At 39.9% G+C, this 22,948-nt stretch carries 19 protein-coding genes; 7 read left to right on the top strand and 12 right to left on the bottom strand.

What is annotated here, in order from left to right:
- Positions 1-371 precede the first annotated feature (371 nt).
- The 5 genes from H6G76_RS08920 to H6G76_RS08900 all read right to left on the bottom strand — a co-directional run bounded on the left by H6G76_RS08920 (position 372) and on the right by H6G76_RS08900 (position 4,691).
- Complete coding sequence (locus tag H6G76_RS08920; RefSeq protein WP_277883080.1) at positions 372-578, bottom strand: addiction module protein; 207 nt, start codon at positions 576-578, stop codon at positions 372-374.
- A 261-nt stretch (positions 579-839) separates the two neighbouring features.
- A complete protein-coding gene (locus tag H6G76_RS08915; protein WP_190698588.1) occupies positions 840-2,930 on the bottom strand; it encodes an NAD(P)H-quinone oxidoreductase subunit 5 in 2,091 nt (696 codons plus the stop codon).
- On the bottom strand, positions 2,930-3,091 hold the full coding sequence (locus H6G76_RS08910) for a hypothetical protein (RefSeq protein ID WP_190698585.1): 162 nt from the start codon (positions 3,089-3,091) through the stop codon (positions 2,930-2,932). The genes H6G76_RS08915 and H6G76_RS08910 overlap by 1 nt, the downstream gene beginning before the upstream one ends.
- A gap of 98 nt (positions 3,092-3,189) precedes the next feature.
- Positions 3,190-3,570 (bottom strand): co-chaperone YbbN, encoded by a 381-nt coding sequence (locus H6G76_RS08905; RefSeq protein ID WP_190698582.1) that lies wholly within the window; start codon positions 3,568-3,570, stop codon positions 3,190-3,192.
- A 398-nt stretch (positions 3,571-3,968) separates the two neighbouring features.
- On the bottom strand, positions 3,969-4,691 hold the full coding sequence (locus tag H6G76_RS08900; RefSeq protein WP_397333658.1) for an NnrU family protein: 723 nt from the start codon (positions 4,689-4,691) through the stop codon (positions 3,969-3,971).
- Positions 4,692-4,896: 205 nt separating this feature from the next.
- Here H6G76_RS08900 and H6G76_RS08895 point away from each other — a divergent pair, with 205 nt between their 5' ends.
- The 3 genes from H6G76_RS08895 (at position 4,897) to H6G76_RS08885 (ending at position 8,651) form a co-directional block, all read left to right on the top strand.
- Positions 4,897-5,910, top strand: coding sequence for a LysR family transcriptional regulator (locus H6G76_RS08895; protein WP_190698578.1), 1,014 nt, complete (start codon positions 4,897-4,899; stop codon positions 5,908-5,910).
- A gap of 83 nt (positions 5,911-5,993) precedes the next feature.
- Positions 5,994-7,358: a protein kinase domain-containing protein gene (locus tag H6G76_RS08890; protein WP_190698575.1), complete on the top strand. Its 1,365-nt coding sequence runs from the start codon at positions 5,994-5,996 to the stop codon at positions 7,356-7,358.
- 258 nt (positions 7,359-7,616) lie between these two features.
- Positions 7,617-8,651 (top strand): PstS family phosphate ABC transporter substrate-binding protein, encoded by a 1,035-nt coding sequence (locus tag H6G76_RS08885; RefSeq protein ID WP_190698573.1) that lies wholly within the window; start codon positions 7,617-7,619, stop codon positions 8,649-8,651.
- Between the two features lie 619 nt (positions 8,652-9,270).
- Here the strand turns inward: H6G76_RS08885 and H6G76_RS08880 are convergent.
- Positions 9,271-9,990 (bottom strand): Crp/Fnr family transcriptional regulator, encoded by a 720-nt coding sequence (locus tag H6G76_RS08880; protein ID WP_011318554.1) that lies wholly within the window; start codon positions 9,988-9,990, stop codon positions 9,271-9,273.
- A 519-nt stretch (positions 9,991-10,509) separates the two neighbouring features.
- Between H6G76_RS08880 and H6G76_RS08875 the strand changes: the two genes are divergently transcribed.
- A complete protein-coding gene (locus tag H6G76_RS08875; protein WP_313934757.1) occupies positions 10,510-11,187 on the top strand; it encodes a DALR anticodon-binding domain-containing protein in 678 nt (225 codons plus the stop codon).
- A 325-nt stretch (positions 11,188-11,512) separates the two neighbouring features.
- On the opposite strand, the gene H6G76_RS08870 is transcribed toward H6G76_RS08875, so the two are convergent.
- Together H6G76_RS08870 and H6G76_RS08865 are read right to left on the bottom strand one after the other, a co-directional pair.
- Complete coding sequence (locus H6G76_RS08870; protein ID WP_190698567.1) at positions 11,513-12,391, bottom strand: Cof-type HAD-IIB family hydrolase; 879 nt, start codon at positions 12,389-12,391, stop codon at positions 11,513-11,515.
- A gap of 266 nt (positions 12,392-12,657) precedes the next feature.
- Positions 12,658-13,356: a choice-of-anchor E domain-containing protein gene (locus H6G76_RS08865; protein WP_190698564.1), complete on the bottom strand. Its 699-nt coding sequence runs from the start codon at positions 13,354-13,356 to the stop codon at positions 12,658-12,660.
- Positions 13,357-13,747: 391 nt separating this feature from the next.
- On the opposite strand from H6G76_RS08865, the gene polA reads away from it, so the two are divergent.
- Genes polA through H6G76_RS08850 form a run of 3 tightly spaced genes read left to right on the top strand, consistent with a single transcriptional unit; the run spans position 13,748 to position 17,085 of the window.
- Positions 13,748-16,678 (top strand): DNA polymerase I, encoded by a 2,931-nt coding sequence (gene polA, locus H6G76_RS08860; protein WP_190698561.1) that lies wholly within the window; start codon positions 13,748-13,750, stop codon positions 16,676-16,678.
- 24 nt (positions 16,679-16,702) lie between these two features.
- Positions 16,703-16,876 carry a DUF6888 family protein gene (locus H6G76_RS08855; RefSeq protein ID WP_190698886.1) on the top strand — a complete coding sequence of 58 codons (174 nt, stop codon included), beginning with the start codon at positions 16,703-16,705 and terminating at the stop codon, positions 16,874-16,876.
- A complete protein-coding gene (locus H6G76_RS08850; RefSeq protein ID WP_190698559.1) occupies positions 16,873-17,085 on the top strand; it encodes a DUF6887 family protein in 213 nt (70 codons plus the stop codon). Before H6G76_RS08855 ends, H6G76_RS08850 begins: the two co-directional genes overlap by 4 nt.
- 180 nt (positions 17,086-17,265) lie before the next feature.
- Here the strand turns inward: H6G76_RS08850 and H6G76_RS08845 are convergent, their stop codons facing one another.
- The 4 genes from H6G76_RS08845 to H6G76_RS08830 all read right to left on the bottom strand — a co-directional run bounded on the left by H6G76_RS08845 (position 17,266) and on the right by H6G76_RS08830 (position 22,462).
- On the bottom strand, positions 17,266-18,765 hold the full coding sequence (locus tag H6G76_RS08845; RefSeq protein ID WP_190698555.1) for a family 10 glycosylhydrolase: 1,500 nt from the start codon (positions 18,763-18,765) through the stop codon (positions 17,266-17,268).
- 364 nt (positions 18,766-19,129) lie between these two features.
- Positions 19,130-19,525, bottom strand: coding sequence for a photosystem II protein Psb27 (gene psb27 / locus H6G76_RS08840; RefSeq protein WP_190698552.1), 396 nt, complete (start codon positions 19,523-19,525; stop codon positions 19,130-19,132).
- Positions 19,526-19,660: 135 nt separating this feature from the next.
- Positions 19,661-20,794 (bottom strand): 7,8-didemethyl-8-hydroxy-5-deazariboflavin synthase subunit CofH, encoded by a 1,134-nt coding sequence (gene cofH, locus H6G76_RS08835; protein WP_190698549.1) that lies wholly within the window; start codon positions 20,792-20,794, stop codon positions 19,661-19,663.
- A gap of 81 nt (positions 20,795-20,875) precedes the next feature.
- Entirely contained in the window at positions 20,876-22,462 is a 1,587-nt protein-coding gene (locus H6G76_RS08830) for a glycosyltransferase family 39 protein (protein WP_190698546.1), read from the bottom strand.
- Between the last annotated feature and the right edge of the window lie 486 nt (positions 22,463-22,948).

Genomic DNA, 22,948 nt, shown 5'->3' with positions numbered 1-22,948 from the left:
TCAAAACCATGTTTATCAAGGAAGCCCTAGCTATTAATTAGCAGCTTTTTGAGGATTTGGCATTCCTTGTTAGGTTGATTTAATTAAATTGCCTATCTCTATTTTTTCACTGGGCAGTATATTTTGATTTTCAGGGCTACTGAGTAACGGTTACAATACCCCTCGTTAAGCCAAAAATTTACCCTAAAATAGCCACTGAACTAGAATTATAGAGGTGCGATCGCCTAGCCTAACTCAAGTCGCAAACAATACACAATGCTGTTTCGTGACAGGAGATATAAGTCCATGACCATAGAACAAATTGACAGTCAGATTCGTTATGTTACTAATCTAGGCAGTGAAACAACAGATGTACTCGTCCCTATAGAACTTTAGCAACAGCGTAAAGATGCGCGAACTCGTCGAAACACTTCTTCAGCAGGAATACCAGTAATTTGATTGGTGTTCATAGCTTCATCACGCTTCTGAGCCTCTTCAGCCCAACTAGCTGCGATGTCTTGATCTATTTCACTTTCTTGACCCAATCTTTCAAGTAATCGTGCCAATAAAATAACTTGAGCATCTTTTGGAAGTGCCAGAACTTCGGCTTCAAGCTGTTAAAGAGTCATAGTTATTCTCTAATAAAGTAGTTCTTATTTTACTAGAAGTAAACATCATACAACCTAAACAGTTAACACTAATGCAGTGTTAGCCTGCTTCATCATTAAGCATTTTAATAATATGTTTTGCAAGTTGCTCTTGAATTTCTCTATGTCTGGGATTAGTCAAAAAAAAGAGTCTAAATTAGACTCTCAAAACTAAAAAAATTAAGGGCGGACAGTCGCCCACCCCTATAAGAATCAGGTGATACCAAAAACGATCACCAAGCCTAAAACTGCACCAAACACAATTAAGGCATAGAATTGAACGCGACCATTTTCTAAATATTTCAGCCCTTCGCCGCTAACCAGGGTGAAAAATCCTGTAAGGTTGACAGCACCATCAACAACACGGAAGTCAACTTCCATGACTTGTCTAGCTACACGACGCAAGCCAAGGACGAAGACACGATGGTAAATGTCATCAAAGTACCACTTGTTGAGAGATAGCTCGTACAAGGGTTTGATTTTAGCAGCGATCGCAGCTGGGTCAATTTTCCTTTGCAAATACATCAAGGAAGCTAAGGTAATCCCAATCAAGGAAATGCCCACGGAAGCCCCCGCCATAATATAAAATTCCGTCGGTTCAAACTCGGCGGCTTTTTCTAGAACTTCGGTGAGGGTTTCGTTAGGTGAGTAAATAAATTCCTCGAAGTAGTTGGCAAAGGGAGTCCCCAGCAACCCAATCAAAATCGAAGGCACAGCCAGCACTACTAATGGCAAGGTCATTGTCCAAGGTGACTCATGGGGAGAATCGCTGTGATGACCATGAGAATCATGATGATCTCCTGTCGCAGCTAGTTCACCTTGTTTCATTGCCCCAGGTCCAAAATTTGGGGCTGGTTCTGCGGCTTCTAATTCCAGAATGATGTTTGCTGCTTTTTTGAGCTTGTCTTTGATTTTCTCATCAGTACCCCGGAATTTGCCTTCAAATGTCATGAAATACATTCTGAACATATAGAAAGCTGTAATCCCAGCAGTTAGCCAGCCAATGATCCACAAAAATGGATTCGCCTCAAATGCCTTGCCGAGAATTTCATCTTTTGACCAGAAACCAGCAAAAGGAGGCATACCGGAAATGGCCAAACAACCAATCAAGAAGGTAATGGCTGTAATCGGCATATATTTCCGTAGTTTGCCCATTAAGCGCATATCTTGGGCTAAAGCAGGGTCATGACCCACCACTCCTTCCATCCCGTGAATAACAGAACCAGAACCCAAGAACAGCATCGCTTTGAAATAAGCGTGAGTCATCAGGTGAAATAAACCAGCACTGTATGCGCCTACTCCCATTGCCATCACCATGTAACCTAATTGGGAGATGGTGGAGTATGCCAAGCCCTTTTTGATGTCGTTTTGCGTAATCGCAATGGTTGCCCCTAAAAACGCTGTAAATGCCCCTGTAAAGGCAATCACGTTCATCGCTGCTGGGACGTGTTCAAAAACCGGGTACATCCGGGCAACCAGAAACACACCTGCTGCCACCATTGTTGCGGCGTGAATTAAGGCAGAAATGGGTGTGGGGCCTTCCATCGCGTCTGGTAGCCAGACATGGAGGGGAAATTGTGCAGATTTCGCAACGGGGCCTAAGAAGACTAAAATTGCAAACAGAATGGCAAGGAAATTGCTCACTGTACCTGCTTGCACTAGTTGAGCGAGGCGATCGCCCATAATATCAAACTCGAAGCTGCCTGTTGCCCAGAACAGCCCCAAAATGCCCAGTAACAAGCCAAAGTCACCGACGCGGTTGGTCACAAACGCTTTTTGACAAGCATCTGCTGCTGACTTGCGATCGTACCAAAAGCCGACCAGCAAGTAGGAACACATACCCACCAGTTCCCAGAATATATAAACTTGCACTAAATTGGGACTGACCACCAGACCCAACATAGAGGAGCCAAACAAGCTCAAATAGGCGTAAAACCTTACATATCCAGGGTCATGAGCCATGTAGCCATCAGTGTAGACCATGACTAAAAAGGCTACAGTTGTCACAATTACCAGCATCAGGGCTGTCAGGTGGTCAATAGTGTAGCCCATACGTAGGTGAAAATTCCCTGCTGCGGCCCACTCCAAAGTTCTCAGGTAAGTCGGGTGTCCTTGAATTTGGCTCCACAGCAAGGCAAACGACAAGCCCATCGCTGCTCCCATCAAGGAGATAATCAACACAGCGTTGAGTTGCCGCAGGCGATTAGTCACCTGATTGATCGAAATTAATCCCAAACCGACCAGCATTGCCCCTAAAAGCGGCAAAACCGGAATCAGCCAGGCATATTCATAGATTGCTTCCATCACTGACGCGTACTTTTAGAATTCTTGACTAGCTTAGGACAGTTTTGCGGCGGCTGTCCTCCGCAGGCAACTGTCCAGTTCGGAACTGTTAATAATTGTGACACACACCCTTGAGGATAAAATACCCCACCCAAGGGTAATTGGGCAGGGTAATTAAGCATGGTTTTAGATTTGTTAATTATTTCGGCAAGTCCATAGTCAAAAGTCGATGGTCAAGTGTAATTACTTTGGACTATTTACCCTTGACTATTGACTTATTTTATGCAGTACGACATTCTAAATCTGCCGTTTGACTGTATATTTTTGAATGATTGGTATAGGTAAGTTTGATTTCTTCTAAAGCCATTCGTAAATCGTCTCTACCACGAAAACCTTCCAGGCGATGGCGGACTATGCCGTTTTCTACTAAAAGTAACGTGGGTAGTGACTTTAGCCGATAAGTATTAGAAAGTTTAAAATTTTCGTCAGCATTAACTCCAACTAATTTAATTTGATCCCCACACTGAGATTTAAATTGCAGTAATAAAGGGTGAATAATGCGGCACAAGCCACACCAAGGCGCTTCAAAATTAACTAAAACAGGTATTGGAGATTCTAAAACTTCTTGAGTAAATGTCCGCTCACTAACCGACAACACCATGATGCCTCGAAAATTATAGGGTTTTAATATCAAACTAGCTATCAGCAAGGAGAATTGGCAACCCAGCGAGTGCCTATAGAAGCGTTCAGGATTAAGATTATTACACGATTGGGTTTTGATTTTAACTCTGACAAAAAAGCCTGCGCGACTATCACGGTGGCTTTTTTATTTTTTTAATCCTGATTGTCGCTGCTATAGAAAGCGTTGAAAATGCTGTGCCATTAACTCCCCAACCAAGGCATTTGACCAGCGATTTACAACTATAAAAATATTTAACTGGCTGAGTGTACTCCTGCTGACAAACTAATTGATTTGATCCTACATTGATTCGGCAGCAATTGATAAGCTTAAATTTCCAACTACTTAGATTTTTTGTTGATAGTGGGGATCGATAAAAATTACAATCCTAGCTTACTAGTTCCCATAATTAACAGGGGATGAGACCACCAAAGCAGAGCCACAAAAATTGCTACTCCTAAATAAGCCGGACGCATAAATTCCTGCCATTTGATAGATTGACGACCATCAATAATTGCTTTAAAGGGAATGATGGAAGTTCTTTGTTTAACTTCTGCAAAAGCTTCTCCATAGCGTTGAGACAATCGGCGATCGCCATGCCAAACTCCAAATAAGTGATGTAAAACTAATCCAATGGAAGTCACTAAAGTAAAGCTAGTGCCTAACCAAAGAGTATGCGCTATACACCACATAATTTGACCTACCATTTGGGGATGACGAGTAATCCGTATAATTCCCGTTTCGTACAAATGTACTTGGGGCTTTTGAATAGCAGCAATTTCTAGTAGATTGAAGGTGGCTGGATACAAAAACAAAAATGAAATAGCTGACAACACCCAAACTATCGCTTTCACCCCAGGCAACCCTTGTACTTGCCAAATTTGCCAGCCATCATAGCGGTGATTAAAAAAGTAAGCAATTAGGATTACAGCTAAAGGTAAACTAACTAATGCAAACAAAATGCGATAAAGCCTTGCTCCGATGCGCTTCTCAGCCCACGGACGTAACGCAGCCCCACCACTGTGGGCGATCGCAAACACAAATTGTAACCCCAACATGACAAAATGACTGGAAGTAAACCAAGGATTCGGCATCGTATACATGGGTGAAGTTATTTAAAGAAAAATTAATCCAGTACAACCAATAACACAAAGTATTCAACAGGGGACTTGATTAACGATGTTGTCTTACTGACTTTTTCGATGACAGTCTCCAAGTTTAAGATGCAATAAATCATTTCTCACGTCCTAGTGGTGAAACCAGATTTATTGCTAAAGCCGCTCCTTTCTTGTTTGTGGGTTGAGCCTTATGTCTGACCTTCCTTTCACTTTAGATCAGTTACGTATCCTGAAAGCGATCGCTGTAGAAGGGAGCTTCAAGCGCGCTGCTGATAGTCTATACGTCTCCCAACCTGCCGTCAGTTTGCAAGTGCAGAACCTGGAACGGCAGCTGGATGTTCCCCTGTTCGACCGTGGTGGCCGTCGCGCACAACTAACCGAAGCAGGGCATCTACTTCTCAGTTACGGTGAAAAAATCCTGAGTTTGTGTCAAGAAACCTGTCGCGCCATAGAAGACTTGCAAAATCTTCAAGGCGGGACATTGATTGTTGGTGCTTCGCAAACCACCGGAACTTATCTGTTGCCCAGAATGATTGGGATGTTTCGCCAAAAATATCCCGATGTCGCAGTGCAACTGCACGTTCACTCGACTCGCCGGACTGCTTGGAGTGTTGCTAATGGGCAAGTAGATTTGGCAATTATTGGAGGGGAAATTCCCGGAGAACTAGCAGAATCTTTGGAAATTATTCCTTACGCTGAAGATGAACTGGCACTAATTCTCCCGGTTTTTCATCCCTTTGCCAAACTAGAAACAATTCAAAAAGAAGACCTATATAAATTACAATTTATCGCGTTAGATTCGCAGTCAACGATTCGCAAGGTCATCGATCAAGTGCTAGCACGCTGCGAGATTGATACCAGACGCTTCAAAATTGAAATGGAATTAAATTCCATAGAAGCAATCAAAAATGCTGTGCAATCAGGTTTAGGTGCTGCCTTTGTCTCAACATCGGCGATCGCCAAAGAATTACAAATGGGTGTACTACACTGCTCTCCCATTGAAGGTGTGATTGTCAAACGAACGCTGTGGCTGATTTTTAATCCTAATCGTTATCGTTCCAAAGCCGCAGAAGCATTTAGTCAAGAAATTTTACCGCAGTTTGCTACTCCAGGATGGAATCAAGACCTGTTAAAATTGTCGCAAAAAAAGCTAGTAATAAATACATTAGATGTAGCAGCAACCAACTCCTCTGACGAAGGCTAATACTATAGTCATTAGTCCTTTGTCCTTTGTCCTTGGTGTTTTACTAATGACTAATGACTAATGACTAATGACTAAAAATTAAAATGGAAGTTTATTGCACTCGTCCACGTTGTCCGCGTCCAAAAAACTATTTTGCGGACTTGGATGATGTTACAGCACTCTCAACAACGCAGCAGAAATATTGTGCTACCTGTGGAATGCCCTTAATACTTGATGGACGATATCTGCCCGTCAAATTGTTGGGTCGAGGCGGATTCGCCGCCGCCTTTCTCGCACGCGATCGCCGCATTCCGGGAATGCGTTCATGTGTGGTGAAGCAGTTTCAACCAGCCGGAAATCTCAGTCATAATCAATTGCAGATAGCACAACAGTTGTTTGAGAGAGAAGCAGAAGTTTTAGCACAAATCGGCAGCCAACACGATCAAATACCAGACTTATACGCTTTTTTCCCGGTTACAGTTCCCAGCTTTAACCATTTAAATCACGAAGACCAGTTTTTTTACTTGGTACAAGAACATATTGATGGACAGAACCTTGAGGAAGAATTATCTCAAAAAGGTAAGTTTTCAGAACTAGAAGCTTTATATGTATTGCAAGAAATCCTCAAGATCCTCAAGTTTGTCCATGACAAAGGCATTATTCATAGAGACATTAAACCATCTAATATCATGCGCCGTCGGGATGGTAACCTCTTTCTCTTAGATTTTGGTGCAGTTAAACAGGTAACAAATGCAGCATCAGGTGGAACTAACTCCTCTACGGGAATTTATTCAATGGGATTTGCCCCACCCGAACAAGTAAATGGAAATCGCGTATTTCCCTGTACAGATTTATACGCTTTAGCTGTAACTGTTCTTACCTTGCTTACAGGTAAACCAGCAACCCAGTTAATCGATCCTCTCAGCAACCAGTGGATATGGCGATCGCAGGTGAATATTAACCCTTCTTTAGCTGACATTTTAGAAAGAATGCTTCTACCTGCTGTCAATCAACGCTTTCAATCTGCCGATCAGGTACTTTTAGAACTTTTTCGCAACTTAATACCTCCAACAGCATCACCATACACGCAACCCCCCTCACAGCTAAGACAGGCATATTCTAATTTTTCTATCTGGGATTTACTGCTAGGGGCAGCATTTAGCGGGTTTGAAGGTGCATTGATTGCGATCGCAAGTTTGAGCTTAGTTACATCACCAACGCTCACATTCATCATCACATTGGGGATTTTAGGCTTCATGATTTTTGCCCAAACTAAACGCTGGATTGACAAGAAAGTATTATTATTGATTGCAAGTATTACATTAGTGTTAGTTGTTTTATTCCCGTTTCTACAGGCAGGTCTAGGTATTTTACAACTGGTGTTTTTAGCTGTTACAGCCAGCTTAATAGCTATTGCGTTTACAGCACTATTTCGTCTGATATATAAATTTTTATCCTTAGTATTCTAACTAAAGCTAAATTATTTTTCATACTCGTTATGTTTTTGATTTAATCCTGCAAAGGATACTGGTAAATGAAAGCTTAACCAATATTTAACCTTTAGTTAGCCACAAAATGAGAAATTGCTTTTAATAGCAAACCATAGATAAATACTGAGGAAAGTCGGCACAATCAGACCAAACTAGCTAAATCAAGATGAACTAGCCTCAATTTCTATTCTCTCCTGCCTCCTTAACCCAAATACAAATATTTACACCGAACTAGTTATGTCAGAACAAAATAGAACTAATGAAACTAAGGTCTTGGTTCTAACGCTCTTCATTACCATAGGGCTAGCCGGTGGTTTGTTGTGGTGGTTTTTTAACAAGTATCGCCTCAAAGGTGATCCTTTGACGAGGGAGCGTGTAGAAAGACCAAATACTGATAACTTTTCGCAAGTGGCAAACATCCCTTCAGGATTATTTAGTTATGGCGGTAGTACCACTTGGGCTCCCATCCGGAATGAAGTTGATTCAGCAATACAAATTGTTTGGCCTAGATTTCAACTACGTTACACTAATCCTATTAAGGACACGCCTGGTTCTAGTACTGGAATTAAGATGCTGCTAGATAATCAGCTAGCTTTTTCTCAGTCTTCTAGAGCTATTAAACCAGAAGAAAACGAACAAGCAAAACAATTGGGATTTACACTGAAAGCAATTCCAGTGGCAATTGATGGAATTGCGATCGCAGTTAACCCCAGTCTGAAAATTTCGGGATTAACTGTTACCCAGCTTAAAGACATTTATACAGGCAAAATAACTAACTGGGAACAGTTAGGCGGCCCAAAATTACCTATAACACCGTACTCTCGTCGCTTAGAAGATAGCGGCACAATCGAGTTTTTTGAAGATAACGTGTTAACGGGAGAAAAATTTGGTACTAATGTGCAATTTATCCCAACAACCACACAAGCCTTAAAAGAATTAGCAAAAAATCCCGGTGGCATTTACTACGCCTCAGCCCCAGAAATTATTGGACAGTGTAGTGTAAAACCTTTAGGTCTGGGGCGGAAAACTCAAAACCAGGTAGTGCCTTACAAAGAACCTTATGTTCCCTTAGAAAAATGTCCGCAACAACGTAACCAAATTAATACAGATGTGTTCCAAAGCGGTGAATATCCTATCACCCGACGCTTATTTGTGATTGTTAAGCAAAATCGAGAAAGTGACCAGCAAGCGGGAGAAGCCTATGCTAACCTCTTACTCACAGATCAAGGTCAGGAATTAATTGCAAAAGCTGGATTTGTCAGACTTCGTTAACTAAATTCAAGCTTTTAGACTGGCAAAATTGACAATTGGAGCCTGATGGTTGGCTCCAATTTCATAATGTATATTTTAGTACACCCCTGACAACCACAAAACAGACGATTTCGAGCTTAGGCAACCAATACTTTTAACCGTGCCAATTTTAGGTTTGAGATTGCTGACTTTAGGTTTTTTTGGTTTATGGTTCACTGAATCCTAAATTTTAGATTGAGTAATTATCCAATCCAAAATTCAACATCTCAAATTGTTTGACTCTGATTTTGAGTTTGTATCCTAAACTAACCAAACTTTACCGTGGCATCTACCCACGCTTTTGCCTCAAAATTACCCCTCTACAATTTTCAAATTAGTTTTTGCTGTTGAGAAGCAAGAACAATCAAAAAAGTCCTTAACCAGGAACTATTTGCCTTACTTTGTGAATATGTTGTCAAAAAAACAAACTTCACGCAGAGACTTTTTCGTTAAGTAAAATACCCGATGACACACAATCTGTTTGTGGTGGTCAAACAGATTGGTTAAACCCAACAGCAAGAAGGTGTTGCTGCGCCAACTTACTGATGATAAATCGGGGTCAAGAGCTGACAGATGCCATTACAGGCAGTCTAAACGCGCCTTAGCTGGCTCTATTAATCGATTCTGCTGGCAAGCAAATGAGATTATCACCTTGAGTCAAGATTAAGCCACGTTGCCGTAACTTACCCATTAAGCGAGTAACAGTAACACGAGTTGAACCGATCGCGCTACCAATTTGGGCATGAGTGAGAGGGAAAGGTAGACAATAGCCACGAATTACATCTGGGTCAGTTTCACTCATTGCTGGTTCGCCATATTCCTCAATCAACAATGTAAGGAATCCTAAAAGACGGTCAATTGTGCGTCGTTGACCCAAAGCACTTAGCCAAAGTAATTTACGTTGATGCTGGTACCTAAAGGCATCCATAACTTCACGGCGGAAGTGAGGCCAATTATCTAAATCATGCCAGTACATCCACAGTACCGCAGTTTGATCAACGTGAGCGTATGACTGAAGCGTAAACGGTGACTGAGCAACAATTTCAAACGGTTGTCCCGCGCCAACAAAACCCAAGAATGCTTCTTCTGGAGTTCTATTAATGCGTCGAGATGTTAGCTGACTGGCAGTAGCACTCACTTGAGCAGTGCCTACCATACGGATTGCACCTCTCTGCACTAAATAAAGCAATCCTGGTCTAGCGGGAATGCGTTCATCTTTGCTAAAGGTGCGGCAGCGGTAGTGTTCTTGAGCCCAATCAAGAATCCGTTGCCAAGTCAGAAAAGGGCGTGATGCCTCAGAAAAGGAGGATGGAGATTGCATAGGTAACAAAGAGCGTTCGGCTGAAGACAAAGACGTTATAAAACAAGGTGCAAGGAGTGTCTTTGTGTTGACGGGTAGGCTTAACGCCTAACAGCGCCAGCCATCCAAAGAGTAGTAAAGCAATTTTGCCCCTACTCTTTTGTTATACTTCTTACTGTACAATGATGGTAGTAAAGTTTACTTACTATTCATTGAATATTCATTAAATTTTATCCTCTTCTCATTTTTCTTTATATAAATTAAACTTCTTCCTTAAGGAAGATGACACATAATTTCTTATTTGGTAATAAAAAACTATTTATATCAGACTAAGTGCATAGTTGGCTACTAGTAAGCAAATACACATCAATCAAACGCTTATTATACAGCATTTTACTTAACGCTGTAAGTACTTATACTCAAAAGCCAAAACAACAAAGCATAGAAGTTAAAAAAAATCTTCTCTACAAAGGTAGAGATAATCGCAAAATTTTCTATATCTCAGGGGTGGCCCAACATTTATCAAAATCTCATAATTCCATGACTATGGAGATAGCCAATGGTATCGGCACTCAATTATCAGCGACCAGTGGCGAAGTTGTGAATGTCAAAATTGTGCCGCCTGGCTTGATTTATTTAGAATTAACCCATCCTTGCTTGGCAACTTGGCTACAAAATTTGGCGATCGCCTGTGCAATACAAGATGAAAAAATGGAGATAAGTGAAAATACCAACCAGAAACCAAACTCTAAAAATCAAAATCTTTTAAACCTGTTTGCTGTTCAATACGCCCATGCGCGCTGCTTTTCATTACTGCGACTGGCTCACCAGGAAGGATTGATCAAACTTAAGGAAGTGCCAATTAATGGCCTAGAAGTTTGGCAGTTAGAATTTCCCCAGCCAATACCTTGGCTAAACAATGACAACCAACTCCGTCTCTATCACCCAACCGAAGGGTATTTAATTGCTCAGTTAGTGCAAATAGTTGATGATTTGGTGTGTTCTGATGTAAGTGAGACAATTAACTGGCAAAAAGCTGCGCTGGGGTTGAGTCGGGCTTTTGAAAATTTTTGGTCTCAATGTCGCATTTGGGATGAGATCAAAACTACATCGCCAGAATTAGCTCAAGCAAGACTAGGTTTAGTAATGGCTACTGGGCGGTTACTTCAGGTTTTACTATTAGAAAAACTAGGGAGTTTTGCTCCTTTAGAGTTATGAATTGGCTTGAAAATAGGGGCTAGGGTAGAGACTAGAGGCTAGAAAAGATTTGTTACTAGTTATTTGAATATTTAGTAAAAAATAATACTTTCTAGCCTCTAACACTTAGACCCTAGCCTCTTTAATTTATTTGCAGATTATTCATCAGTAGTGTTTCTGAGGGAAGATATAACAATTTTTATTACAACTATTGACGTATAGAAGTGCTTCAACTATACTTTCAGTTGTGTGAGGAGCGAACCAGCAAGAGCACCGAGACGAAACACGGCCAGTCGTCGGTGCTCTTTCTGATTTCATAGCTCAGACGAAATTGAACAGAATCTTTTTAAGATAGTAAGAATTTTTTGATCGCTACTGCGGCTCCATCTTTCTCTACGCTAGGGGCTACCCACTGGGCGATCGCTTTTACATCTGTTGGTGCATTCCCCATAGCTACACCAATGCCAGCGTATTCCAGCATTTCTAAATCATTGAAATTATCACCAATAGCCATAACGTTATTTCTTTGTAAACCCAGGAGTTCTTCAGCAAAATAACGTGCAGCAACTCCTTTATTGACAGAGGGATTTGTAGCTTCAAAGAATGTAGCCACAGAGGTTGTTAAATAAAGTTCTGCGGGTGTGTACTGGCGGCGTAAATTACCAAGTAGTTTGTTGATCGCATCTGTGTCATCGCACAAAGCTAAAACCTTTGTTGGTTCATTGTCGGTTAAGACTTGGCGCAAATCTCCTACAGGAATGGGCGTAATTCCTGAACGTTGTGCATATATTGTGGTTTCTCTCGTTAACTCGCGCACATAAAGCTCATCGTTGATGTAGAAGTGGATAGAGAGAAGCGATCGCCATTGTGGTTGTTCAAAATAGTCTAGTAATTGGTGTGCTATTTCTTTACCAACAGGCAAATGACAGTGTATTGTCTGGTTGGCTGGGTCTTGAATCCAGGCTCCTTGATAAGCTGCTAAAGGTAAGTTAGAAGCAATTTCCTCGTGAAAGCGTAAGGCGGAACGATACATCCGTCCAGTAGCGATCGCTACTTGAATTCCCTTAGCTTGCACTGCTGCGATCGCTTGTTTAACAGCTGTGCTTAAAGTATTAGACTCTCCAGCAATTGTGCCATCTATATCTAAAACCAATAACTTAATGTCTTGTGTGGCTATAGCTTGATTCTCAGTAGATGCTAAGTTAGCGGCAGATGCTTGATACATAAATCCCCAAGGTTTCAACTCCTAGTAAATAAGAGGTTAACAGGCTGAAGGAAACAGTGGATACATTTAATACCATATCTTTTTGTTTTTAATACTACTAAACAGCAGAGAGAATTACTAAATTTTGTACACAAAATAAAAAAACCCAGATTAACAGTCTGAGTTCTCCATAAAAAATAAAAAGCTATTCTTTTGGTAAGTTGAAATTATGAAAAGTTTTTTAGGCAATTACCTTGTATAAATTACCTAAGTGTGTATTAAGCGTGTTAGTTAGAAGCCTTGAACAAGCTTTTTTTGCGTTGTGATAATAAGCCAATTCCTGCGAATAAACCCATACCAATTACAGTAGAAGGTTCGGGTACTGACTTAGCTGGGTCGTAGTCATAGGTGACTGTGACGTTTGCTCTAGCAAAGGTATTGATATCTGCCAAGATATTACCTGAGCCTGTCAGTACTGACTTAGCTGTAGCAGAGAATAAAAGATCCAAGTCGCCACTGCCAATGAAAGAGCTGAATAAATTACTACCAAGAGTGTAGTTTTGTGTAGCAGACTGAGTACCAGTTAAAGTTTGAATATTTGTTGTTTGTTGCCCTTTGAGGGAGTAACTACCAGTATTGGTACTGACATTAAGTGCTAAGAGAGATTGATCAGTTTCCTTAAGTTTTAAGTCGAGGTCACTAGTAAGATGCACTGTTAAATTAGCAGTATTATTAGGATTGGTGTTTTTATTTTTTAAACTTCCATCTCCAGTAATGTCACCAGTGAATCCTAATGTGACACCTTTCAGTGTGCCAAGAGCCGAGTTAAATTTTGTGAGGCTGAGTAGTTCGCCATCAAAGTCTGTTTGAATATAGTTTGTAGAACCAGTGTATGAAATAGAGGCTGCATTTGCTGCGCCAGTGGTAGCAACAATACCTGCTAAGGTTGTAGCAGCAGCTAGAGTTTGAAGTAGTTTTGTTGTCATGGGAATTGAATTATCGAACTGGATGATCACAAGATTGCTAACCTATTTTTAACTCTGAAATTCCAATGATAGGCTTGATAGAACTACTTAATTTTATTTAAAGCTTTGATAACGAAAACATCTGAAAAAATCAGATTTTAAAAAGTGTATATAAACTTTGATCAAGGTTAAGCTGTTCAGTTTAGATAACACTAGAGAGCAGTCTAAATAAAAATTACTTAATTTTTTATATTTAGCATCTATCTGCACTGGGTTATACAAATATACTGATATACTGTTGACTGTTTATACAATATAAGCTTGATGTGGGTTGTAATTATAGTTGGTATGCTGAACAAGCATTTGAAATTACATCCGTTCGGTGGCGAGAGCTTCTGGCTACAATATGGCTATGTCTGAAACTTCTGCTTCTATAACCACAACACGTCCCACGTTCATCTTAGTAGATGGACACTCCTTAGCTTATCGTTCTTACTTTGCTTTCGCCAAAGGACGAGACGGGGGATTACGAACTCAGGCGGGAATACCTACGAGTGTATGTTTTGGCTTCTTGAAGTCTTTATTAGAAGTCATGGCTACACAGCAGCCACAAGCAATGGCGATCGCGTTTGATTTGGGTTTACCAACTTTTCGCCATGAAGCTGACGATACCTATAAGGCTGACCGTCCAGGGACACCAGAAGATTTTGTCCCTGATTTAAAAAATTTGCACGAGTTACTTGAAGGTTTAAACTTAAAAATTTTTACTGCGCCTGGTTACGAAGCCGATGATGTGTTAGGGACTTTAGCACAAAAAGCCACGGCTGCGGGATATAAAGTGAAGATTCTCACAGGCGATCGCGATTTATTTCAACTGATTGACCCAGATAAAGAAATTACAGTTTTAAACTTTAGTCCAGATGCACTTAAACGTGCTACAAATAGCATCTCAGAATTTAGTACAGAACAAGTCAAAGAAAAATTAGGCGTATTACCAACCCAAATTGTTGATTATAAGGCTCTTTGTGGCGATAAATCAGATAACATTCCTGGCGTTAGAGGCATAGGGGACAAAACAGCAGTGCAACTGTTGAGTACCTATGGTTCTTTAGAAAATATTTATACTGCACTAGATAAAATCAAAGGTGCAACTCAAAAAAAATTAGCCGAAGGTGAAGAGGATGCTAAAAAATCTCAATATTTGGCAAGAATAGTTGTAGATGTACCGCTAGAGGTTGATTTAGAAAATTGTAAATTAACAGGATTTGATACAAGTATCCTCACTCCAATTTTAGAGAAACTAGAATTTACTACTTTTTTAAAAAAAATCAACGAACTGCAACAGAAATTTGGTGGCACAGTAGAAGAAACATCTGTAACAGAAGAGAGTACAGAGACATTTAACATTGACCAAGAAGACAATGATTTATCGTTTTTCACTGCTGATGAAACAGACACATTTCAACAGCAACCTGTTTTAGAAATTCAACCACAAATAATTGATACCGAAGACAAACTTACCCAGTTGGTGAGTTTGTTGAAAAAATTTACTGACCCAGCAACACCTGTGGCTTGGGATACTGAAACCAGCGACTTAGAACCACGAGACGCAGATTTAGTAGGGATTGGTTGTTGTTGGGGAACGCAGCCTGATGAATCAGCTTATATTCCTTTGGCGCATAAGAATGGCGAAAATTTAGATAAAGAATTAGCACTTGCAGCACTACGTCCAATTTTAGAAAGTGCTGATTATCCTAAGTCATTTCAGAATGGCAAATTTGACCGCTTAGTTTTTCGCTGTCAAGGACTTAATTTAGCGGGTATTGTGTTTGACCCTATGCTGGCCAGTTATGTTTTAAATCCTGATACAAGTCATAACTTAAGTGATTTGGCGTTGCGTTACTTGGGGTTAACGATTCAAAATTATATAGATTTAGTTCCTAAAGGCAAAACTATTGCTGATATAGATATTGCGACTGTAGCAAATTATTGCTGTTTACAAGTTAATGCTACATGGCAATTAGTGCCGAAGTTGCGCGAAGAACTGGATAAATACTCAGAATTAACTACGTTATTAACAACGGTGGAACAACCGTTAGAAGCAGTTCTGGCGGAGATGGAATACACAGGTGTTCGGATTAATTCAGATTATCTAAAAGAACTCTCGCAACAGTTAGAAATAGATTTAAAACGATTAGAAGAGAAAGCCACTGAAATAGCAGGAGAAAAATTTAACTTAGGTTCTCCTAAAAAATTAAGTCAAATATTGTTTGAAAAGTTGGGACTAGACACCAAATATTCACGCAAGATTCAAACTGGTTATTCTACAGATGCAGCAACTTTAGAAAAGCTCCAGCAGGTTTATGAGGGTAATGAGTTTATTGACGCAATAATTGAGTACCGCACTTTATCAAAATTAAAGTCCACTTATGTAGATGCCTTGCCAGCACTAGTACGTCAAGATACTCAGCGAGTGCATACCGACTTTAACCAAACGGCAACATCAACTGGTCGATTATCTTCTTCCAATCCTAATTTACAAAATATACCCATTAGAACTGCTTTTAGTCGGCAAATTCGCAAGGCATTTTTACCAGAAACAGGCTGGTTAATGGTAGCTGCTGATTACTCACAAATTGAGTTAAGAATTTTGGCACATTTGAGCCAAGAACCTGTATTGGTGCAAGCGTATCAACAAAATGAAGATATTCATACAGTTACGGCTCGGTTGGTATTTGAAAAAGAGGATATTACAGCCGATGAAAGAAGAATTGCTAAGACAATTAATTTTGGCGTAATTTATGGTATGGGGTCGGTAAGATTTTCGCGCTCAACCGGGATAGATAAGAATATTGCTAACGAGTTTATTAAGCGATTTAATGAACGATATTCTAAAGTCTTTGCCTATTTAGAGGGAGTAAAAAAACAAGCGATCGCCCAAGGATATGTAGAAACTATTCTCGGTCGTCGCCGTTATTTTGACTTTACAAGCAATAGTTTACGTAAGTTCAAAGGTAACAAACCTCAAGACATTGACTTAAGTAAATTGAAAGGTTTAGGTGCTTACGATGCAGGGTTATTGAGAGCAGCAGCTAATGCGCCAATTCAAGGTTCGAGCGCGGATATTATCAAAATCGCAATGGTGAGATTGCATGAGGTATTAAAACAATATCAATCACGTTTGTTATTGCAAGTTCACGATGAATTGGTGTTTGAAGTGGCTCCCCAAGAATGGGAAGAATTGCAGCCACAAATTAAATCTGTGATGGAAGAGGCAGTTTCTTTGAGTGTGCCGTTACTGGTAGATGTACGTGCGGGGGAAAACTGGATGGAGACGAAGTAACTAACCAGTTCTAATAATTTAGCTATGCCTACCGTAGAACAATTAAAAACACTATTTATCTTAAGTTTTTGGGCTACCAAAATGTATCTGCCAGTATTTTTGGTGAGAATAGATGAACGAACAAAAAATATTGTGATTATCGCTGGTGAAGAACACGAGATGATAATTTATCCAAACGGGAAGTGGAGATATTTATGAGTAAACCAGATTTTACAACAATGTCCCGTGCAGAATTACGGCAGTATATTCTCGACCATAGAGAAGATGATGAAGCTTTTCAAACTTATCTAGATAGATTTACCTCGGAAGACGCTGTTATCTTCCCAGCACCGCAATCGATAGAGGACTTAGAAAACTTTCCCCAATTACATCAACAGAATTTAGAGAGGCTACGAAAGCAAGCTTAAATAACGCACACTTCTAGTTACAAATGGAATCATTTAGCCAATTTGTAGAGTGAGCAAACATTTGTTCAGCCAACAAAATTTAAACAGAACCGGACTTACGCATAAATTGCCAAAAGCTCAATTTATGCGTAAGTCCTACAGAAATAAATCTATGAGGCAAAATTTCCCTGCCTGACTTTTTTAACGAACTCTACAGAATTTGCGATCGCCATCATGCTCAGGGTATTGCCAAGAATAAGCAAAATGACTAACTCCTTTCAATTGAGAAGCAAATGGGCGTAATGCCTGCATTTGTGCTTCTAGTGATGGACGGTTGCTAACTGATTGTCCCCATGTGCCTGCTAAAGCTGGAATAATCTTTGTGCCTGGTTGTGCCATACTGATAACTCGTTGCACTTGCTCGGCAATACAGTTAGTGTTACTGCAAGTTGCATAGGCCATCGGATGCCACTCCATCGTACTGGGAAATCTATCCCAAGGTTGCAAGCGGGAATCATATCCTTGCCCTACCATTTGGTTTCCGTCTGGAAAAAACACCGCACCAGAGGTAATTTTTAACTGTTGTGCTGGGTAACTAGCTACAGCTACAAAATCAAGAATACCTTGCATGGCATGGGCAACCATTAACTGCCACAATTCAATCTGCAAAATTGGTTGCCTATCAGTTGCAGATAGGAGAGCTTTTTGTTGTGGTGGTATAATGCGTCCTTGCCACATAGGTTCCCCTTCTTGAGGATAAAGTTTATCAACTTGATCTATATCTGCTACGGTTATATATCCCTGACTCAGAAATCGGCGAATCAAATCTAGCCCTTTAGAATTTAAAGCCCGGCGAAATAAAGCTTGTTGAGTGGCTGGCGTAAATAACCATAAATCTGAAACTTTTGTGGCAATGGAATTACTACCTGTTTGCCGTGGATAGCGTACATAATCAAATAGCAAACCATCCGGACGACGGCGCAGCACTTGCTGTACCATTTGGAAGTAATCGCGTTTGGCTTGCATATTGTAGGGGTCAATGAATACTTGAGAACTGTTATCTACAACGTATAAACTTGTTTGACCCTTGCCATTGCGAGCGATCGCCGGCTCTCTATCTGGACGTTGAGCGTAAGTATAGCCAAAATTTGCGGTAAACATCCAGGCATAAACCTTTAACCCACGTTCTCGCCCTTTTTGGATTGCTAGAGAGAGTAAATCAATGTTTTCTGCCCCTGGAGTACGAACAACAGAAGGCCAAACTGTGGGGTTATCTTTTACAGGTAGTAGTACCTGCCCATCGTAAAATGTTTCTATATAAATTTGGTTATAGCCACGGTTGACCATTCGATCCATAATTTGGTCAATTGTCCCTGGTTGAATGTCACAAGGATACAGGCGTAACCATATCGCTTGGATGTTTGGCCAATTACGACTACGACAAGCTTTTAATTCTTGTGCGTGCTGTTTTAATAACTGTTGGTAGCGTTTTTGGGCTTCTTGATTGCCTTTAAGTGCCGACAAACGCAACTTTTCTTTTGTTTGGCTTTCTGCTGTTGATAAATGGCAATATTCTTTGAGCTGCGCCTGTGCTGGTTGGCTGATAAAGTTGGGTATTAAAAGGCTACTGCTAAAAACAACAGTTAACAGGCGTTGCCAAAATAATTTGGGTCTTACAGGTTCTAAAGGACGGTGAGCCATGCTAGAAGGTAGATGTACAAGTTGATTGTCAACCCAATTAATCAGAATTGGGACAGGGTGTATAAAATGATATAGTCCAAAAATAGGGGCTGGAAAGCCTATTTTTTAGAGACTCCCAAACCCCCATTACTGTTGCTAAATTTTTAATTTTTTGAAATTTAAAATTTTAAATCTGAATCTGAGATTTTATTTGTTAAAAATTACTAAATCAAGAGTCCAAAGGTGTCACTCTGGACTCTTATAGCAGTGGACAGGTAACAGGTGACAGAGTTAAAAGTCTTTTGCTGTCCAGATTGTATCCATGTACCAGTGTCCTAACAAAAGTGGCTATTGCTATAATTGCCAAGCAAGAGATAGGCAATAGTTAAGCACCACGCTTCAGTGCTGACTCTACCTGCTGAAACTCCTGTTCTAGACGAGTCTTGAGTTTTTGTGGAACTGGACGGTTTGGGTAAGAACTGTAGTGTCCCGCTAGGGAATTGAGAGCTGTACGCATGGTTGTAAAGGAACTTAAACCAGTAGTAGAGCCAGCCCGTTGATAGCGGGCTGAAAAATCATTAATCTTTTGACGCGCTTCTAATTGAATTGCTGCTTTATCTGGTGAATCGTCAGTTACTTCTAGGGCTTTTCTTAGGGTACTGACTACAGTCAATGTGTCTTGGCGATAGTCTCCTGTTAAACTATCAGGACTAGAACAGCCGATTAAGCCAATGGCTAAAACCAAAACCAAAGCAAGCAGACGCGACCAATAGCGTTTCATATGCATTATCTGAAACTACACGTAAATCAACGTCCATCCTATCTTGGATTGGTATCTTGGGGATCATGAGAAGGATGAAGGATGATTGACAAAGGATACAATCAGCACAGAAATTTATATTTTGTACTTAACTCTTCACACTTTTTGATAAAGAGTATCTCTTTGTTGGTAACGTCTTCCTAAGGATGCGATCGCTGTTTGCAAACTTTCGACTTCCATACAAGTACCACCCACAGCACCAGCCATTGTAGTAATGTGTTCTTCCATCAACGTGCCACCGATATCGTTGCATCCCCATGTTAGGGCTTCTGTCGCCCCAGCTAACCCTAACTTTACCCAACTGGGCTGATGGTTAGGAATCCAATTACCTAAGTAAATTCGGGCTACAGCCCCTAATAATAAAGCATCAGCTAAGACTGGTTGATCGCGCCCAACACGACGACGTAAGGATTTCGGGGCTTCTTGACCCACAAAGGGTAACAAGATAAACTCTGTGATGCGTGCTGGATAGCCTTTATCTATGGCAGTTTGTTGCAGCGATCGCAATTTTTCCAAATGCCCAATTTGCTGTTCTGGAGTTTCAATATGTCCTGACAACATAGTGCTAGTGGTGGGTAAACCTAATTTATGGGTTGTACTGACGATTTCTAACCAAGTTGCAGTGTCAATCTTTTCTGGACACAAAACTTTTCTAACTTCATCATCTAACACTTCGGCGGCTGTACCGGGCATAGAACCGACACCAGCATCTCGCAACGCAGTTATGACATCAGCATATTCAAGTCCGTCAACTCTGGCAATAAACTGCACTTCTTGGGGAGAAAAGGCGTGTAAATGGAGATGCGGAAATTCTTGCTTGATGGTTTCTACTAGCTTGAGGTAGTATGGCAAAGATTTACCGTCAATTTGCGCTTGGGGGTTTAATCCACCTTGCATACAGATTTCCGTCGCCCCTCGCCTAACTGCATCTTGGGACTTTTCTAAAATTTGCCCCCAGTTTAACCAATAAGCATCCTGATCACCATCATCTCGACGGAATGCACAAAAACTACAGTGCTGTTCGCAGATGTTAGTAAAGTTAATATTGCGGTTGATTATATAGGTGACAGTATCACCTGCTTGAGTGTAGCGGAGTTGATCAGCTGTGCTACGAATCGCGGCGATCGCTTCTGGGTCAGTTTGTTTTAACAAAAATACTCCCTCTTGAGGAGATAAATCATCCCCACTGAGGACACGGTTGAGAATAGTATCAATAGTTTTAAGCTTCACAGGGCATTAATTACAACGTTACTCTTTCTATTTTTGCAAGAATACTTCAGTAGTGCTGAATACTATTGTTATAGTTGACGCTCATTCAGTTTTATTTTCTATTTGCCAAAGTCTACCGCGTTTGTCAGCCAGATTGAGTTTATATTTTTCCTCAAGTTTAGATTGAAATGCTTTAGAAGGGTTATATAAAAATATCTGACTAAAACCCTTGGGAATTTGAGGCATTTTTGGCTCTATTACTAACTGGATTTGCACTTTTTCACTTAACAGATGACTTAATGACATTAAATCACCAATGTTAAGTGAATTATTGCTACTAATCAAAAGTGGTTTATTAGTTTTGTTAATTATCCGAGCAATTTGGGGATTAGCATGACTACCTTTATTCCACCATGTCTCAGCTTGGGAGCTAACGCTACAAGATAAAACTCCTATACAAACTAATATAACTAGAATCATTTGCCAAAATTTCCGGGTTATCAAGTTAGCAGACATAATTTGAGTTGCTAACAAGTAACTAACAGCTAGTTGTATACCTATATATGATGGCATAAAGTATCTAGGTCTAAAACTGAGCTTACCCCCAATAATCACATCAGGCAATATGAGTGCTAATCCAGTTACTCCACTCAGTATAAAAATAAATAACCAAACTCTTGGTGATGCCTGACGATAAACAAATAAAAATGAATATATTACTAAAATTAGGATCAAAGGAGTTAAAAACTTACCCAGCCGCAAACCAGGAAAATTCAAATCTGGAAAAAATGGTTCATAACGCCAAAAATCCCCAAACAAATAAGTAATATTAGTCAGCCAAGCTGAAACTAAACTTGAAATGGATAGTCTGGTTTGGACACTGGCTGTGGTTTGATCAATTTGCTCTAAGTTATTAATAACAACTACAATCCAAGGGATAAAAGCTATTAAGCCAATACTAGTGGCTGTTAAATAAGCTTTTATTGTTTTGGTAAATCGAAAACGTTCTCTAACAATTATATAAATACCATGAGCGATCGCCACTAATCCAGAAAATAAAAATGTATATAATCCGAGTGCTACTGTAACTGCATAAACTCTCCACCATAGCTGATGACGAAGCCTTATTGCCCTTAACATTACAGCACTCTCTAGCAAGATTGTGACTGTCCATAAACTGAACTGTCGAGCCTCTTGAGCATATAGAATATGCAAGGGGGAGACTGCCAAAATTACTAAGCTTGTCAATGCAATTCTTGGTGATTCAAATAGTTCTAAACATAGCCAATATATGCAAGGAAAAGCTAGCAAGCTAATAATGGCTGATAAACTTCTGATTGCAATTATTGAATTGCCAAAAATTTGCACCCATAATCTAAGCATCACGTAATATAGTGGAGGATGCTGACTATCATCCACTGCCAAGGAATTGATAGTATCAGTTACACCTTTTTCGGAATTCGGACGCTGATATTTCTGTATAGAATTAACACCAATTACTTGCCCATCAAATACTTGGTGAACAAATTCTGCTTTAGTGTATCCTGAAATTCGTAATGAAGTATAAGCCTCATCGTGCCAGTAGACTTTTTCATTGAGGTTGAAGAAACGGAAAAAGATACCTAATAATAAAATAACTCCTAAAAATAATAACCAATAATAATTTTTTCTTTGGAATATATTGAACATTATTTAAAACTAGGCTTTGTTTTTTTCTAAACTACTAAGTTTTTAGCAACGAACCGCCAAGAACGCCAAGATGATAAATAAGAAAGAGAGTGATCTAAATTTCACAAATTATTTAGGACTGCTATATATAATTATGTATTAAACTAAAAAAATATTCTAAAATGCATTCAATAAATAGACAAATAAGATATTGCTTTTTGAAGAAAATTTGTACCTCATTCCCCTGCAACCATCTGCTGTATATGAGTTGATTATTAATATATATACTAAGGAATGGGAATAAATTAATCTCTCATTATGATTTTGGTGTTTCCATATAAACCAGTTAAGAAACATAAAGAAAAAAATACTGACGCTGATTAAAGGCCAGAATCAGCAAATGAGATATCATAAATCAAGAAATTTGTGACTGCTGAGTTTTTAGTAAAACAGCTTGTATTTATGGGATAGTGTCATATTGTACATACATTTAACCCAATTTATACA

The organism is Nostoc sp. FACHB-152, from assembly GCF_014697475.1.
Taxonomy (GTDB): Bacteria; Cyanobacteriota; Cyanobacteriia; order Cyanobacteriales; family Nostocaceae; genus Nostoc_B.
Note: the sequence above shows the minus strand (reverse complement) of the source record. Positions and strands in the feature narration are given on the sequence as shown.